The sequence below is a fragment of the Microbacterium schleiferi genome, from assembly GCF_015565955.1.
Lineage (GTDB): Bacteria > Actinomycetota > Actinomycetes > Actinomycetales > Microbacteriaceae > Microbacterium > Microbacterium schleiferi_A.
In genome coordinates this window covers 1784089-1800245 of sequence record NZ_CP064760.1, presented here as the reverse complement: position 1 = coordinate 1800245, position 16157 = coordinate 1784089, and the positions used below count along the sequence as shown (strand labels likewise).

Below are 16157 nucleotides of genomic sequence, written 5' to 3'. Positions count from 1 at the left end.
ATGTCGGAGGTCAGCTGTACCGTTTCGGTGTGACTCGCTTCATCTATGACACCGCCACGAGCTTCACCGGCTGGATCGCCGACGCCGAGCATTCCCTGCAGTGGCTCTTCGATGTGCCTGGCGGAACGGAACCGGATCCGGAGCTGCTTCCCCCGGAGGATGCGCTCATCGTGGAGGGCTCGTCGACGTACGAGTGGATGCTGCGCGAGTCCGACCTTGTCCGCCATCCGGAGAAGTGGCGGGAACTGTTCGGCTCCCGCCGAACATTCGTTTTCACATCACGCACGCTCCCGGTTCCGGAGGGCGCGGACGTGACCTTCGTATCGGGTCCCGTGTCGGGGGTGCTGCCCGACATCCTCGAGGCAGCGGGGGAGTCAGACGTCTGGATCGTGGGCGGGGGCGAGCTCGCCGCCCAGTTCTTCGACGCCGGAGCTCTCGACGAGGTCGCCATCTCGATCGCTCCGGTCGCGTTGACCAGCGGTGCTCCCGTGTTTCCGCGTCGCGTCGAGTCGGACCGACTTCGCCTCGTCGAGGCTCGCCAGGTTGGACAGTTCGCGCGGCTTCGGTTCCTCGTTACCCCCGCGTAGGGGCTGAGCGCGGTCGTGTGAGAGTCAGTCCTCGAGCCCCCGACGCCGGAGCAGCGGGGCGATATCGGCCTCTCGCCCGCGGAAGTCCCGGTAGGCATCGAGTGGGTCCTTCGATCCTCCGACCCCGAGGAGGCGCTCACGGAACCGGTCGCCGTTCGCGCGCGTGAGGCCACCGTTCTCGCGGAACCACTCGACGGTGTCGGCATCCAGGACTTCGCTCCAGATGTAGGAGTAGTAGCCCGCGCTGTAGCCGCCCGAGAAGATGTGGGCGAAGTACGTGGATGAGTAGCGTGTGGGGACCGCCGGGTTGTCGAGCCCGATCTCGGCGAGCGCGGATGCCTCAAACGCAGCTACATCGATATCGTGTGCCGCGTCGGCGGCCGACAGCGAGTGCCAGGCCTGATCGAGCCACGCCGCCGCCAGGTACTCGCTCGTCGCAAACCCCTGGTTGAAGCTCTCCGAGGCGTTCAGTCGCTCCACGAGGTGCGTGGGGAGGGGCTCATCGGTGTCGATGTGTCGGGCGTAGGCCGCGAGGATCTCGGGCCAGAAGATCCACATCTCGTTGACCTGGCTGGGGAACTCCACGAAGTCCCGGAAGACGTTGGTGCCGGCGAAGTGCGGATAGGTCACCGTCGCGAACAGCCCGTGCAGCGCGTGGCCGAACTCGTGGAAGAAGGTCGTGACTTCATCGAGGGTGAGCAGCGTCGGCGTGCCCGGCTCAGGTTTGACGACGTTGAGGTTGTTGACGACAACCGGTGCCGTGCCGCGCACGCGTGACTGCGACACGATGGAGTTCATCCACGCGCCGCCGCGCTTCGTGTCACGCGTGTACAGGTCGAGCAGGTAGAGCCCGAGTGCCGAACCATCCGCGTTGAACACCTCGAAGACCCGAACGTCGGGGTGGTAGCCGGGCAGGTCGGGACGCTCGGTGAACGTGATGCCGTACAGCTGCGTCGCGGCGCGGAAGACGCCGTCGCTGAGCACCCGTTCGGCCTCGAACCACGGACGCAGGGCGGCAGCGTCGATGTCGTACTCGGCTGAGCGAACCTTCTCCGTGAGGTAGGCCCAGTCATGCGCTGCGATCGTGAACGGCTCGGGTTCGGCATCAGCCATTGCCTGGAGAGCTGCTTGCTCAGCCCTGGCGTTACGAGCCGCCGGAGCGGCAAGGCGGAAGAGCAGGTCGCGGACGGCATCCGGACTGCCCGCTGTCTCGTCGGCTGTGACGGAGGCCGCATGCGAGGCGAACCCCAGAAGCTCGGCGCGTTCGGCCCGCAGGCGCACGATCTCCAGCAGCACCGCGCGGTTGTCGTTCTCGTTGTCACGAGTGCCCCGAGCTTGGGACGCAGCCATGATGCGCTGGCGTGAGCGGCGGTTGCGGAGGGATCCCAGATAGGGGTGCCCGGTGAAGAGGGTCAGAGAAACGAGCCAGGCGTTCTGGATGCCACGATCGGCTGCGGCGCGCGCCGCCGCGGAGATCTCACCTTCGGCGAGGCCGTCGAGGTCGGCGACGTCATGGAACACGACAGCGAGGTCGTTCGTATCGTTCAGGAGGTTCTTCTCGAAGGTCGTCGTGAGCGTCGAGAGGCGAGCGTTGATCTCCGAGAGCCGGGCTTTCTGCGTAGCGTCGAGGCCAGCGCCCGCTTGCGTCATCTCGCGGTAGTGGCGCTCGACGAGGTAGCGGTCCTCCGGGGGAGCTCCAGGTCGTCGAGCTCGTCGTGCAAAGACGTGATGCGTCGGTACAGAGCGGCGTCCAGCTGCACCGCATCCGTGTGGGCCGCCATCAACGGGGCGAGCGTCTCCTCGATCTCTTGGATGTCTTCGGTCGCGTCCGCGGACGAGACGGTGTAGAAGGCCGAAGCGACGTCGTGGAGCAGTTCCCCACTCTGTTCCAGCGGCACCATCGTGTTCTCGAAGGTCGGAGCCGCGGTCACGCTTGTGATGGCCTCGATCTGTCGGCGGTGCTGGGCGAAGGCCTCTTCGAACGCGGGCAGGTAATGCTCCGGTCGGATGACGCGGTAGTCGGGAAGCCGGTAGGGGAGCGTGCTCGTCGCGAGAAGAGGATTCGACGTATCGGCATCGGTCATGGATTCAACCTATCTCTTCGCGACTCGCATGCAAGGAAAAGTTTGCAAAGTCTATGTTGCAAAGAGACCTTTGCAGTTGTACGCTCGTGCCATGGACGCACAGGATCGCTCGCCCGGAGACGCTCCGCCGAGAATCGGAGACGCTCCACCGAGAATCGGAGACGCTCGCGAGCTCGATGTCGGCGCTCTGCGAGCTCTGGCTCACCCCCTGCGTGTGCAGATCTACGACATCCTGAGCCAGTTCGGCCCCCAGACGGCGAGTTCGCTGGCCGAGCAACTGGGTGAGTCATCGGGCGCGACCAGCTATCACCTCCGTGCGCTCGCGAAGCACGACCTGATTCGTGAGGTCCCCGATCGCGGAACCGCGCGCGAGCGCTGGTGGGAGAGGCCCACGGGCGCTGTTTCGATGACCAGTCCCACCGCGGTCAAGACCCCGGCGGGTCGTGCCGCCAGCCAGGTGGTCATCAGTGAGTTCTATCGCCGCCGCAACCGCCAGCTCGAGGACTTCATTGCCGACAACTTGCGCAAGGACCCGGATGAGTGGACCGCGATGCTCAGCACCGCGACCGTACGCATGACGGATACCCAGTTCGAGCAACTCGTGCACGACCTGGAGGCGGTGATCGACGACTACGTAGCCCGTTACCGCGAACAGGAAGGCGACGGCGTTCGCCCCTTCACGGTGCGCACCGACGTCTTCCCGTTGACAGACCGGAGATCGTCATGACAACCGTGAGGTCGTTCGCATCCGCTCGCTGCGACCAGCCGCAGCCGAGCCCGATCGAGCACATGGCGCTGACGCTCTTGCGCACGCTCGAGCGCCACATCGACGCGCTGGCGCGTCGCCGGGCGCTGACTCGTCCAATCAGGGAGGCCGCGCGGCATCAGCACGCCACCGCGCGCGCGGATGCTACCGCCGGTGCTCACATCGGCATTCTCCCGCGATGACTGTCGCCCCGACCCGGGTGCGGCGTCAGGTTCCCCTCGGAAAAGACTTCGGGAAGCTCTGGACCGCGGCGGCGTTCAGCAACCTCGCCGACGGTGTGGGGCGCACCGCAGTTCCGCTCATTGCGACAACCCTCACGCGAGACCCGGTGGCGATTGCCGCGGTCGGCGCGCTCGCGTTCGTGCCCTGGCTGTTCTTCGGCCTGCCCGCCGGCATGATCGTCGACCGGTTGGATCGGCGCCGCGTGATGGCGTCGGCGAACATCCTGCGTGGTGGGGTCGCGGTGGCTCTTGCGGCGCTCACCGCGACAGGCCATCTGCAACTGTGGCAGCTTCTGGTCGCGACCGTCGTGTTCGGCATCGGCGAGACCCTCTTCGACAACGCGACCAACGCCGTCATCCCCTCGCTCGTCGACAAGGCCGGATTGGACCGCGCGAACAGTCGCATTCAGGCTGCGCAGATCACGATCGATAGCTTCGTCGCGCAGCCGATCGCCGGGATCCTGTTCGCGGTATCGCTTGTTCTCCCACTCTGGGTGGGATCGGCTGGCTACCTCGTCCCGATCGCCCTGGCGCTGATGCTGCCGCTGTCTGCCGCCCACGCTCTGCGAAGTTCTGCGAGCCGCCCGGCATCCGCAGCGGACGGCGTCGCGACGCCGGGCGAGCGGATCCCGGCATCCGACAGCCCGCGCGTGTCGACAAAGGATGCAGCACTGTACCTGTGGCGTCATCGCTACCTGCGCGCCCTCGTCGTGTTCACCTCGATTCTCGGGGGTGCGTTTGCATTCGCGCAGGCGCCGACGATTCTCTACTTCCTCGACACGCAGGGCGTGGCCCCGGCGGCGATCGGGTTCGTCACGGCGGGAATCGGGGCCGGAGCTCTCCTGGGCTCGCTCGTAGCGCCCATCCTCGTGCGGCGCTTCGGCCGCGGAGCTGTCATGCTCGGCGCGAACCTCGTGGCCGGGGTGTGCCTTGCCCTGGTCGGTATCGCCCCGGAGGTCATCAGCGCCATCCTCGCCTACGCGGGCATGGCCTTCGCGGTTTCGCTCTGGAACGTCCCCTGGGGTGCACTGCGCCAGATGATCGTCCCCGGTGACATCTTCGGTCGCGTCCTGGGCATCATCCGCAGTCTCACCTGGGGCCTGTTCCCGATCGCGACGATGCTCGGCGGCTTCGTCGCTCGGTATGACCTCCGACTGCCCTACGTCATTGCCGCAGCGGTCACGATCGTCGCCGCCCTGGCAGCTGCCCGGCTCCTGCTGGCAGCCAGCACGGTGACGGCACCTGACCAGGCGTAGGGCACTGAGGACGGTGCCGGCGCTCCGCGCCGCCCCGCCTCGGCGCGATCAGGCGAAGTCGTCGTCGGGATCGTGCTGCACGACAGCTTCCCCGTCAGCGGTGAGCGTGACGATCACCCCGGTGTCGAGCTCCGCGATCGGGCGTCCCTCCAACCACGTGAGCGTCCATCGGGGCGTCGGCTCCTGCGCGAGCTGACCGGCGGAGATCAGATCCTCCACAGCGGCGATCTGTGCGCGAAGGGCGTCCGGCACGGCGGCCGGCGGCGTCGTCCCGAGGGACCAGCGAGTTCCGAGCTGCATCTCACACCTCTCCGAGTTCGATGGCGGCGACAGTCGTGCTGTCGGCATCCGTGTAGGCAATCGCGGCGATGCGCCCCACGGCCTTGAGGTCGCCTTCTGCTGTGCGGAGGCGTTCCACGGTCGCAGCCGGCGCACCGATCGTGATCGAGGTGACAGGCGTCTTCTGGGACGCCTTCGCCTCGGTCTTCGCGCGACGGATGCCGATCAGAGCCTCACCGACGGCTGTCAGCACGGCCGGATCGCCCTCGATCCCCAGCGGCTCAGGCCAGGCGGCGGTGTGGACCGAGCCGTCCTCGAACCACGACCATGCCTCCTCGGTCGCGAACGAGACAACGGGCGCGAGAAGTCGTAGCTGCGTCGACAGGGCGGTGCGCAGCGCGAGCGCCGCGGATGCCTGCCCGACGTCGGTCTGGTCATATGCGCGTTCCTTGACCAGCTCGAGATAGTCATCGCAGAAGGTCCAGAAGAACGACTCGGTGATCTCGAGCGCGCGAGCGTGATCGTAGGCATCCAGTGCTGCCGTCGCGTCGCGCACCACGCCGTCGAGCGTCGCGAGCATCGACGCGTCAAGCGCGTGCGTGATCCGGGCACCCTCGGGCACCGGGAACGACAGGACGAATTTCGCCGCGTTCAGGATCTTGATCGCGAGACGCCGGCCGATCTTGATCTGCGTCGGGTTCTGCGGGTCGAATGCGGCATCCGTGCCGAGCCTGCTCGACGCTGCCCAGTACCGGACGGCATCCGACCCGTGCTGGTGCAGGATGTCGGCCGGGGTGACGACGTTGCCCTTGGACTTAGACATCTTCTTGCGGTCGGGGTCGACGATGAACCCCGAAATCGCAGCATCCGTCCAGGGCGCGCGACCGTCTTCGAGCGCGCTGCGCAGCATCGTCGAAAAGAGCCAGGTGCGGATGATGTCCTGGCCCTGGGGGCGCAGGTCGAACGGGGCGACGAGATTCCACAGTTCGGGATCGCGCTCCCATCCACCGGCCAGTTGCGGTGTGAGCGACGAGGTCGCCCAGGTATCGAAGATGTCGCGCTCACCGTCGAAGCCTCCCGGAACCCCGCGCTGGTCCTCGGTATAACCCGGGGGAACGTCGGTGGTCGGGTCGACAGGAAGCGCGTCGGCCGTCGGCACGAGTACGTGCTCGTAGTCGCGCTCACCGTTCTCGTCGAGGCCGTACCAGACGGGAATCGGCACTCCGAAGAACCGCTGGCGCGAGACGAGCCAGTCGCCGGTGAGACCACCGACCCAGTTCTCGTAGCGAACGCGCATGAAGTCGGGATGCCACGACACGTCGCGACCGAGGTCGAGGAGCTTCTCGCGCAAAGCCTCGTCTCGGGCGCCGTTGCGGACGTACCACTGGCGCGTGGAGACGATCTCGAGCGGCCGATCACCCTTCTCGAAGAACTTCACGGGGTGGGTGAAGGGCTTCGGGTCGCCGATGAGCTCGCCCGATTCCTGCAGCAGTTCCACGACGCGCTTCTTCGCACTGAACACCGTCTTGCCGGCGAGCTCCGCGTAGGCAGCGCGCGCGGCGTCGGTCGTGATGACCTCGGGGGCTTCCGCGAGGATGCGCCCGTCCATCCCGATGATCGTGCGGTTGGGGAGGTCGAGCTCGCGCCACCAGATGATGTCGGTGACGTCGCCGAACGTACAGATCATGGCGATACCCGAGCCCTTGTCGGGCTGTGCGAGCGGGTGGGGCAGAACGGGGACCTCGACATCGAACAGGGGAGTGCGCACTGTCGTGCCGAACGCGGGCTGGTAGCGCTCGTCGTCGGGGTGGGCGACCAGGGCGACACACGCGGCGAGCAGCTCGGGGCGGGTTGTCTCGATGTGGATGTCGCCGCTGCCGTCGCTCTTGTGGAAGGCGAGACGGTGATAGGCGGCCGGCTGGTCGCGGTCCTCGAGCTCTGCCTGCGCGATCGCGGAACGGAAATCGATGTCCCACAGCGTGGGTGCGAGTGCCTGGTAGGCCTCGCCGCGCTCGAGGTTTCGCAGGAACGCGAGCTGGCTCGTGCGCATCGTCTCGTCCGAGATCGTGCGGTAGGTCTGGGTCCAGTCGACGCTCAGTCCGAGGTCACGCCAGAGGTTCTCGAAGTGCTTCTCGTCTTCGACGGTGAGTTTCTCGCACAGCTCGATGAAGTTGCGGCGGCTGATGGGCCTCTGGTCTGCGGCCTTGCTGCTCTTGTTGTCGCCGCCCTCGTACGGGGGAGTGAACTCCGGGTCGTAGGGAAGCGACGGGTCGCAACGCACGCCGTAGTAGTTCTGGACCCGACGCTCGGTCGGTAGGCCGTTGTCATCCCACCCCATCGGGTAGAACACCGTCTTGCCCCGCATCCGTTCGAACCGGACCTTGACGTCGGTGTGGGTGTAGCTGAACACGTGACCGATGTGCAGCGACCCGGATGCCGTCGGCGGGGGAGTATCGACGGAGTAGACCCCGTCGCGTCCGACCTCGGCGGCGCGGGAGCGGTCGAACCGGTAGGTTCCGGCATCCGTCCACGCGGCATCCCACTTCTGCTCGAGACCTTCGAGGACGGGCTTGTCGGGAATAGCGGCCATGGGTCTCCTTGCGCGATATGTGCGGCACCGTGTGTGCGTGCCTGAGTGTGTGAGGATGCCCCTCGATTCTACCGGCGCACATCCTGGGTATCCCACCGGTCGCGGCCGATCGCGAAGGCGAGGTGGGGCATGTCGATTCCGCGGTAGTGAACCATGAAGCGCTGGCGCACCGTCATCCCGAGCCGAATGGCGACGTTCATCGATGCGATGTTCGTATCGCGGATCCGCGCATAGACGAGGTCGGTGTCCTGCGTCGCGAAGGCCCAGGAGGTGCACGCGCGGGCAGCTTCGGTGGCGTAGCCCTGTCCCCACCAGGCTCGAGCGAGGTGGTAGCCGACCTCGATCACGGTCTCGTCGCCGACGGGCTGGGTGGTGATCCCGGCATCCCCGATGAGCTCGCCGGTATCTGCGTGCACCATCGCCCACAGGCCGAATCCGTCGTCGAGGTAGCGCTGCTGCTGCCGGGCGATCCAGTCGTGCGTCTCCTCGAGAGAGAAGCCGTGTTCGTAGGCGGCCATGGCTACCGGGTCGCCGAGCGCCCGGTGCAGAGCGGGGGCGTCGGATGCCTCGAGCGGACGCAGTCGCAGGCGATCGGTGGTCAGCAGCATGGGTCAGGACTCCGTGAGGGTGCCGGCATCGAGATGCCAGTGACGATTCAGACTGACGGTCTGCAGCATGCGGCGGTCGTGAGTGACCAGCAGCACCGTGCCGCTGTAGCTCTCCAGCGCTTGCTCGAGCTGTTCGATCGCCGGAAGGTCGAGGTGGTTGGTGGGTTCGTCGAGCACGAGCACGTTGACACCGCGAGCCTGCAGGAGCGCAAGGCCCGCCCGCGTGCGTTCCCCCGGGGAGAGCTCGTTGACGGCGCGTCCGACATGGTCGGCCTTCAGACCGAACTTCGCAAGCAGGGTGCGCACCTCGGCACTGGCCCATTCAGGGACCTGTGCCTCGAAAGCCGTAGCCAGAGCGTCATCGCCGGCCAGCAGCGCCCGGGCCTGATCGATCTCGCCGATCGCAACGCTCGCGCCGAGGCTCGTGGCGCCCTCGTCGGGGCTGAGGCGACCCAGCAGCAGGCGGAGGAGAGTCGACTTTCCGGCGCCGTTGGGCCCCGTGATCCCGATCCGATCGCCCGCGTTGACCTGCACCGACACCGGTCCCAGCGTGAAGTCGCCCTGACGGACGAGAGCCGAGGATGCCGTGGCGACGACCGAGCTGGAGCGGGGGGCCTCGCCGATCGTGAACTGCAGCTGCCACTCCTTGCGCGGCTCGTCGACTTCTTCGAGTCGCGCGATGCGGCTCTCCATCTGCCGCACCTTCTGCGCCTGCTTCTCGCTGGACTCGGTCGAGGCTTTACGGCGGATCTTGTCGTTGTCGGGAGACTTGCGCATCGCATTGCGCACACCCTGGCTCGACCACTCCCGCTGCGTGCGGGCGCGATTGACCAGGTCCGCGCGCTTGTCGCTGTATTCCTCGTACTCCTCGCGGGCATGGCGCCGAGCGATCGCGCGTTCCTCGAGGAAGGCGTCGTAGCTCCCGCCGTAGACGCGATTGGTGCCCTGCGCGAGATCCAACTCCACGACCGTCGTCACGATGGTCGAGAGGAACTCGCGGTCGTGGCTGACCAGAACGACGCCGCCGCGGTAGCCACGCAGGAAGCTCTCCAGTCGCGCGAGACCGTCAAGGTCCAGATCGTTGGTGGGCTCATCGAGCAGCACGATGTCGAAGCGCGAGAGCAGGAGTGCAGCCAGCGCCACGCGCGCGGCCTGGCCTCCCGAGAGTCCGGTCATCGGCGCGTCGGAAGGCAGATCGAGACCGAGATCGGCGAGGACGACGGGAAGGCGCTCGTCGAGGTCGGCGGCGCCGCTGGCCAACCATCGGTCGAGCGCGGTCGCGTAGGCGTCGGCGGCGGCGTCACCGCCGGCGGGATCGGCGAGCGCTGCGGCTGCTGCATCCATCTCGATCGTCGCCTGGGCCGCGCCGGTTCGCCGCCCGACGTAGCCGGCGATCGTCTCCCCGGCGACGCGCTCGTGCTCTTGCGGAAGCCAGCCGATGAAGGCATCCGTCGGGGCGCGGCTGACAGTTCCTTCGAGCGGCGCATCAGCACCGGCGAGGAGGCGTAGGAGCGTCGATTTGCCCGCGCCGTTCGCACCGACAACGCCGATGACATCACCGGGAGCAACGACGAGGTCGAGGTCGCTGAAGAGGATGCGGTGGTCATGACCGCCAGCCAGGTTCTTGGCTATCAGGGTCGCGCTCACTGCATCATTCTTCCCCACCCCGGGCGTCGCCGGTCACCGGATAGCTCGTGGGGCGCAGGGCGGGGCCGCGTGGTCTCAGTCGGCGATCCGGATGCCGAGAGCCGATGCGAAAGCGCTCGCATGCGCGTGAGCCTGTGGTAACGACAGCGTGGCGCCGCGGAGTCCTCGCAGATCGGTGAAGGACGCGACATCCAGCCCGCGAAGGTCGAGGTCCTCGGCGCGCAGGTCACGAGTGTCCAGTTCTTCGCAGCGGCAGCCCTCGAAAGTGACGCGCGTGAGCGTCGCGGCAGGCGCATCGATCGTGCCGAAGACGCAGTCGATGAACGTGACGTCGCTCATCTGGGAGGCCGCGAGGTTGAGATAGTCGGCCCGGACGCTGCGGAAGGTGACAGCTGCCACCTCGGCGGCGCCGAGATCGAGCGTGCCCACCCGCGCCGTGCCGACCTCGACCTCACGCCAGCGCGATGACCGGGCGGTGACCTGCACCGCGTGCAGGCGATCGATGATCACATCACGCACGGTCGATCCGGTCAGGTCCAGGAGGTCGACGGTATCCGCCTCCGCCATCGTGACGCGGCACTCCTCCCAGACGGCATGAGGTGCCGCCGAGGCGCCGGAGCCCACCTCGATCCGCGCGCCCCAGACGTTCGCGCGGGGCGCGGGCGTCGCCGCGGTGAGCTCATCCGGCAGATCAGGCTCCGCGCGACGGGCGGGGCGGAGTCCTGGACGGCGGGCGGAAGGCACGCATCCACCCTAGGCGCGGGTAGAATCGACCCACGAGCACCGATCCGGCTATCACCGGGGAGCTCTCGGAAGAACGGTCCCGCACGGGGCTCAGTAGAACCGAGCGGGTCAGGCCCGTCACAGCCGCAGTGAGAGGGGTCTTGTCGATCGCAGGTCGACAGGGCACGCAGGGTGGTACCGCGGCTCGCGAGAGTCGTCCCGGCGACGACGTCCGTGAACCTTGCGAGAGATCATGACCTACCCCCGCTCCTCGGCCTTCGGGCCCGCCGCCGATGTGTCTCCGAGCCCGCGCTTTCCCGCGATCGAGCAGGACGTTCTGGGCTTCTGGCAGCAGGATGACACCTTCCGCGCCTCCATCGCGCAGCGAGACGGTGCACCGGAATGGGTCTTCTACGACGGTCCTCCCTTCGCGAACGGCCTGCCTCACTACGGCCACCTCCTGACCGGCTACGCCAAGGACCTCTTCCCGCGTTTTCAGACGATGCGCGGGAAGAAGGTCGACCGGGTGTTCGGGTGGGACACGCACGGCCTCCCCGCCGAACTCGAGGCGATGAAACAGCTCGGCATCACCGAGAAGGCCGAGATCGAGCAGATGGGCATCGCCGCCTTCAATGCGAAGGCTCGCGAGTCGGTGCTCACCTACACGCACGAGTGGGAGGACTACGTCACCCGCCAGGCGCGCTGGGTCGATTTCGAGCGCGGCTACAAGACGCTCGACACCGGCTACATGGAGTCGGTGCTGTGGGCGTTCAAGAACCTCTACGACAAGGGGCTCGCGTATGAGGGCTACCGCGTGCTGCCCTACTGCTGGCGCGACGAGACCCCGCTGTCGAGCCACGAGCTGCGCATGGACGACGACGTCTACAAGATGCGGCAGGACCCGTCAGTCACGGTGACCTTCCCGCTCGTGGGAGCGAAGGCCGAGGCACTGGGTCTCACCGCGGTGCGTGCCCTCGCGTGGACGACGACTCCCTGGACGCTCCCGACCAACCTCGCGCTCGCGGTCGGTCCCGACATCCGGTACGTCGTGCTCCCCGGCGGTCCGAACGGTGCCGCCGACGTGCACCGTGCGCCCGACGGCGTCGCGGATGATGCGATCGAGGCGACCGCGCACGAGTACCTGCTCGCGGAAGACCTGCTTGCCGGCTATGCGAAGGACCTCGGGTACGACAGCGCCGAGGAGGCCCGCGCGGCGGTCTCGCGCAGCATCCTGGGTACGGATCTTGCCGGCGTCTCGTACGACCGCCTCTTCGACTACTACGCGGATGTCGAGACCTGGGGAACCGGAAACGCTTGGCAGATCCTCGTCGACGGCTACGTCACCACGAGCGATGGCACAGGCATCGTTCACCAGGCTCCGGCCTACGGTGAGGATGACCAGCGCGTATCCGAGGCGGCGGGCATCCCGACGATCCTCTCGCTCGACGAGGGCGGGCGTTTCCTGGCGCAGGTGACGGATGTCGCCGGTGAGCTGTGGATGGACGCGAACCGGCCCCTGATCCGCCTCCTGCGCGAGAACGGGCGGCTGCTGCGCGAGGCCAGCTACGAGCACTCGTACCCGCACTGCTGGCGCTGCCGGAACCCCCTCATCTACAAGGCGGTCTCGAGCTGGTTCGTGCGCGTCACCGAGATCAAGGATCGCCTCATCGAGCTCAACGAACAGATCACGTGGGCTCCCGAGAACGTCAAGCACGGACAATTCGGCAAGTGGCTCGAGGGCGCCCGGGACTGGTCGATCAGCCGGAACCGGTACTGGGGCTCGCCGATCCCAATCTGGAAGAGCGACAACCCGAGTATCCGCGGGTCGACGCGTACGGATCGTTCGCCGAGCTGGAGCGGGACTTCGGTGTGCTGCCCCGCAATGAGGCCGGCGAGGTCGATCTGCACCGCCCGTTCATCGACGAGCTGACCCGCCCGAATCCCGACGACCCGACCGGTCACTCGACGATGCGCCGCATCGAGGACGTCTTCGACGTGTGGTTCGACTCGGGGTCGATGCCCTACGCGCAGGTGCACTACCCGTTCAAGAACCAGGAGTGGTTCGACGAGCACGCCCCCGCCGACTTCATCGTCGAGTACATCGGCCAGACGCGCGGCTGGTTTTACGTCATGCACGTCCTCTCGGGTGCGCTGTTCGACCGTCCCGCCTTCACGGGTGTCTCGTGCCATGGCATCGTGCTGGGCTCGGACGGCCAGAAGATGTCGAAGTCGCTGCGCAACTACCCCGACGTGAGCGAGGTCTTCGACCGCGACGGCTCCGACGCGATGCGGTGGTTCCTCATGTCGAGCTCGGTGCTCCGCGGCGGGAACCTCGTCGTCACCGAGGAAGGCATCCGCGCCGGCGTGCGCGAGTTCCTGCTGCCGCTGTGGAACGCCTGGTACTTCTTCGCGACCTACGCGAATGCTGCCGCGGGCCCGGACGGTGACGGCTACGAGGCATCCTGGCGCACCGACTCCACCGACGTGCTCGATCGCTACATCCTCGCGCTCCTCGGCGACGTCGTCTCGGGGGTCGCGGCCGACCTGGACGCCCTGGATTCGACGAGCGCGGCTGAGAAGCTCCGCGACTTCGCCGAGGCGCTCACGAACTGGTACATCCGCCGCTCCCGCGACCGTTTCTGGGAGGGCGTGACCGATGACCCGCGCTCGCGCGAAGCCTTCGACACGCTCTACACCGTGCTTGAGACGCTCACCCGCGTGGCTGCGCCGCTCATCCCTCTCGTGGCTGAACGCGTGTGGCAGGGGCTCACGGGCGGACGCAGCGTGCACCTGCAGGACTGGCCGGATGCGGCATCCTTCGCTCCCGCCGCCGACATTCGCGCCGCGATGGATGCCGTGCGCGAAGTCTCGAGTGTTGCGAACGCCCTCCGCAAGAAGGAGGGCAAGCGCGTCCGTCTTCCACTGCCACGTCTGACGGTGGTGGTTGCGGATGCCGCGGGTCTCGCACAGTTCGAGTCGATCGTGCGCGATGAGCTGAACGTGAAGGCCGTGGAGCTCGTCGAGCTCGCGCCCGAGACTCCCGCCGAGTACGGGATCACGCACCGGCTCTCGGTCAACGCTCGTGCCGCCGGCCCGCGCCTGGGCAAGCAGGTGCAGCAGGTCATCCAGGCCGCCAAGGCCGGCGACTGGGCGGATACCGATGGTGTGGTCGTTGCCGGCGGCATCGCGCTCGAGCCGGGGGAGTATGACCTCGTACTCGAGACCGCGGGCAGGCCCGAGGGAGAGGCCCTGGCCGTGCTGCCCGGCGGCGGTTTTGTTCTCCTCGACACCACGACCACGCCCGAACTGGAAGCCGAGGGCCTGGCCCGAGACATGATTCGGGCCGTGCAGGATGCCCGAAAGGCCGCGGGATTCGACGTGAGCGACCGCATCCGCCTCGATCTGCTCTTCGATGACCAGGCGGACGCCGATGCCGTGGCAGCCGCGTTCGAGGTCGCGAACCTGGCAGGTGAAACGTTGGCGCGCGCCTACGCGGTGCGCTCACGCACGACCGTGAAGCTCGAGGTCGGGGACGCGGCAGATCCGGAGTTCGAGACGGTGGTGGACGCGGGGACGTACGCCAACAGAGGCGCCGTGACCATCGGCGTTGCGCGCAGGGGAGGAACCGCATGAACGATCGCGAACGCGCGGATGCCGTTTACGACATCCTTCTGGCCCGCCAAGGGGAGCAGTGGGTTCAGCCCCGCATCGAACGCACCCAGAAGCTGCTGGACTATCTCGACAACCCCCAGCGCACGTACCGCGTCGTGCACATCACGGGGACAAACGGCAAGACCTCGACCAGCCGCATCGTCGAGAGCCTGATCCGCGCGCACGGCCTGCGCACCGGGATGTTCACGAGCCCGCACCTGGAGCGGTTCACCGAGCGCATCCTCATCGACGGGGAGCCCGTGACGGATGCCGCACTCGTCGCCGCCTGGGACGAGATCGCGCCGTTCATCGATCTCGTCGATGCCGATCTCACAGGATCCGGTGACGCCGAGCTCACCTTCTTCGAACTGCTCACGGTGCTGGCCTTCGTCGTGTGTGCCGACGCACCGGTGGACGTCCTCGTGCTCGAGGTCGGAATGGGCGGCAGCTGGGACTCGACCAACACGGCCGACGGCGACGTCGCGGTCTTCGCTCCGATCGATCTGGATCACGCCGCTCGCCTGGGCGACACGATCGAGCAGATCGCAACGGTCAAGGCGGGAATCATCAAGGAGGGCGCGGCGGTCGTCACGGCCCGGCAGGCGCCCGCCGCAGAGGCCGTCCTGAGGGGGCAGGCCGGACGACGGGATGCCACCTTCGCGATCGAGGGCGAACAGTTCGCACTGCAGCAGTCAGCTCTCGCCGTCGGAGGTCAGCTGATCTCGGTGCGGGGCATGGCCGGGGAGTATCCCGATCTCTATCTGCCGCTCTATGGCTCGCATCAGGGCTTCAACGCCGCCCTGGCCATCGCTACCGTCGAGGCACTGATCGGTGGTGGGCAGCTGCCGATCGCGACCGACGTGCTGGTCGACGGCCTGTCGAGCGTCACGTCACCGGGACGTTTGCAGCTGATTGGTACGAACCCGACGGTGCTCGTCGACGCCGCCCACAACCCCCACGGTGCTCGCGCGCTCGCTCAGGCTCTGGGCGAGTCGTTCGATTTCGACGAGTGGGGTCTGGTTCTGGGCATCCTGTCGGACAAGGATGCCGATGGCATCGTGTCGGAACTGAGCGAGGTCGCCACAGAGATCTTCGTGACCGCGCCTGATTCTGACCGGGCGACGGATGCCGACGCCCTTGCTGATCTGCTTGAGGCCCGCGGTCTTCCTGCAGCGGTCTTCCCCGAGTTGGAATCCGCTGCCGAGGCTGCCAGGTCCTGGGCGGCCGCTGCGCCCCGCCGTGCCGTCATCATCACCGGCTCGGTGGTCCTTGCGGGTGAGGCGATCACTCTCTCGGCGCAGAACGAGTGGAAAGCGGGGCCGGACGCGTGAGCGCCGCAGAGTCCAGTCCCGCCCCTCGGTCACGCCGCGCCCGCGGTGCCCGGGAGTCTCTCGGGTCGGTCGTCCTCGGCTTCGAGTCGATCGTCGTCTTCCTCGGCGGACTCGTCGTCTACGGACTTCGCGTCCTGCCTGGCGGCATCGAGCCGTGGTGGGGGATCGTGGGTGGATCCGTCCTCGCCCTGCTCATGGTGGTCACCGCCGGGCTCTTGCGTCACCCGTGGGCGATCGCCGTCGGCTGGGCTCTGCAGGGGGTTGTTCTGCTGGGCGGTTTCTTGGTGCCGGCGCTCTTCGCTGTCGCCCTCATTTTCGGTGGCATGTGGGCGTATGCAACGATCAAGGGAGCATCCCTTGATGCTCGTAACGCCCGACACGCGGCACCCCCCGAACCTTCGAACGGAGAATGAC

The 16157-nt window shown here is 67.3% G+C and carries 10 protein-coding genes and 2 pseudogenes; 6 read left to right on the top strand and 6 right to left on the bottom strand.

Going from position 1 to position 16157, the window contains the following annotated elements:
- The first annotated feature begins 29 nt into the window (after positions 1–29).
- A complete protein-coding gene (locus IT882_RS08570; RefSeq protein ID WP_195691546.1) occupies positions 30–587 on the top strand; it encodes a dihydrofolate reductase family protein in 558 nt (185 codons plus the stop codon).
- A gap of 24 nt (positions 588–611) precedes the next feature.
- On the opposite strand, the pseudogene IT882_RS08565 reads toward IT882_RS08570, so the two are convergent.
- Positions 612–2671, bottom strand: a pseudogene (locus IT882_RS08565) (M3 family metallopeptidase).
- Between the two features lie 91 nt (positions 2672–2762).
- On the opposite strand from IT882_RS08565, the gene IT882_RS08560 reads away from it, so the two are divergent.
- Both IT882_RS08560 and IT882_RS08555 read left to right on the top strand, forming a co-directional pair.
- A complete protein-coding gene (locus tag IT882_RS08560; RefSeq protein WP_195691545.1) occupies positions 2763–3398 on the top strand; it encodes an ArsR/SmtB family transcription factor in 636 nt (211 codons plus the stop codon).
- A gap of 217 nt (positions 3399–3615) precedes the next feature.
- Entirely contained in the window at positions 3616–4914 is a 1299-nt protein-coding gene (locus IT882_RS08555) for an MFS transporter (protein WP_195691544.1), read from the top strand.
- Between the two features lie 48 nt (positions 4915–4962).
- Here the strand turns inward: IT882_RS08555 and IT882_RS08550 are convergent, their stop codons facing one another.
- From IT882_RS08550 to IT882_RS08530, 5 genes are all read right to left on the bottom strand, one after another.
- Positions 4963–5214, bottom strand: coding sequence for a hypothetical protein (locus IT882_RS08550; RefSeq protein ID WP_195691543.1), 252 nt, complete (start codon positions 5212–5214; stop codon positions 4963–4965).
- Between the two features lies 1 nt (position 5215).
- Positions 5216–7783 carry a valine--tRNA ligase gene (gene valS / locus IT882_RS08545; protein WP_195691542.1) on the bottom strand — a complete coding sequence of 856 codons (2568 nt, stop codon included), beginning with the start codon at positions 7781–7783 and terminating at the stop codon, positions 5216–5218.
- A gap of 68 nt (positions 7784–7851) precedes the next feature.
- Positions 7852–8391 (bottom strand): GNAT family N-acetyltransferase, encoded by a 540-nt coding sequence (locus IT882_RS08540; RefSeq protein WP_195691541.1) that lies wholly within the window; start codon positions 8389–8391, stop codon positions 7852–7854.
- A 3-nt stretch (positions 8392–8394) separates the two neighbouring features.
- Complete coding sequence (gene abc-f, locus IT882_RS08535) at positions 8395–10038, bottom strand: ribosomal protection-like ABC-F family protein (RefSeq protein ID WP_195691540.1); 1644 nt, start codon at positions 10036–10038, stop codon at positions 8395–8397.
- A gap of 75 nt (positions 10039–10113) precedes the next feature.
- Complete coding sequence (locus IT882_RS08530) at positions 10114–10782, bottom strand: hypothetical protein (protein WP_195691539.1); 669 nt, start codon at positions 10780–10782, stop codon at positions 10114–10116.
- A gap of 232 nt (positions 10783–11014) precedes the next feature.
- On the opposite strand from IT882_RS08530, the pseudogene ileS reads away from it, so the two are divergent.
- The 3 genes and pseudogenes from ileS to IT882_RS08515 all read left to right on the top strand — a co-directional run bounded on the left by ileS (position 11015) and on the right by IT882_RS08515 (position 16156).
- Positions 11015–14394, top strand: a pseudogene (gene ileS / locus IT882_RS08525) (isoleucine--tRNA ligase).
- Positions 14391–15743 carry a bifunctional folylpolyglutamate synthase/dihydrofolate synthase gene (locus IT882_RS08520; protein WP_195691538.1) on the top strand — a complete coding sequence of 451 codons (1353 nt, stop codon included), beginning with the start codon at positions 14391–14393 and terminating at the stop codon, positions 15741–15743. Before ileS ends, IT882_RS08520 begins: the two are co-directional and overlap by 4 nt.
- Positions 15740–16156: a DUF4233 domain-containing protein gene (locus IT882_RS08515; protein WP_195691537.1), complete on the top strand. Its 417-nt coding sequence runs from the start codon at positions 15740–15742 to the stop codon at positions 16154–16156. The genes IT882_RS08520 and IT882_RS08515 overlap by 4 nt, the downstream gene beginning before the upstream one ends.
- The last annotated feature ends 1 nt before the right edge of the window (position 16157 follow it).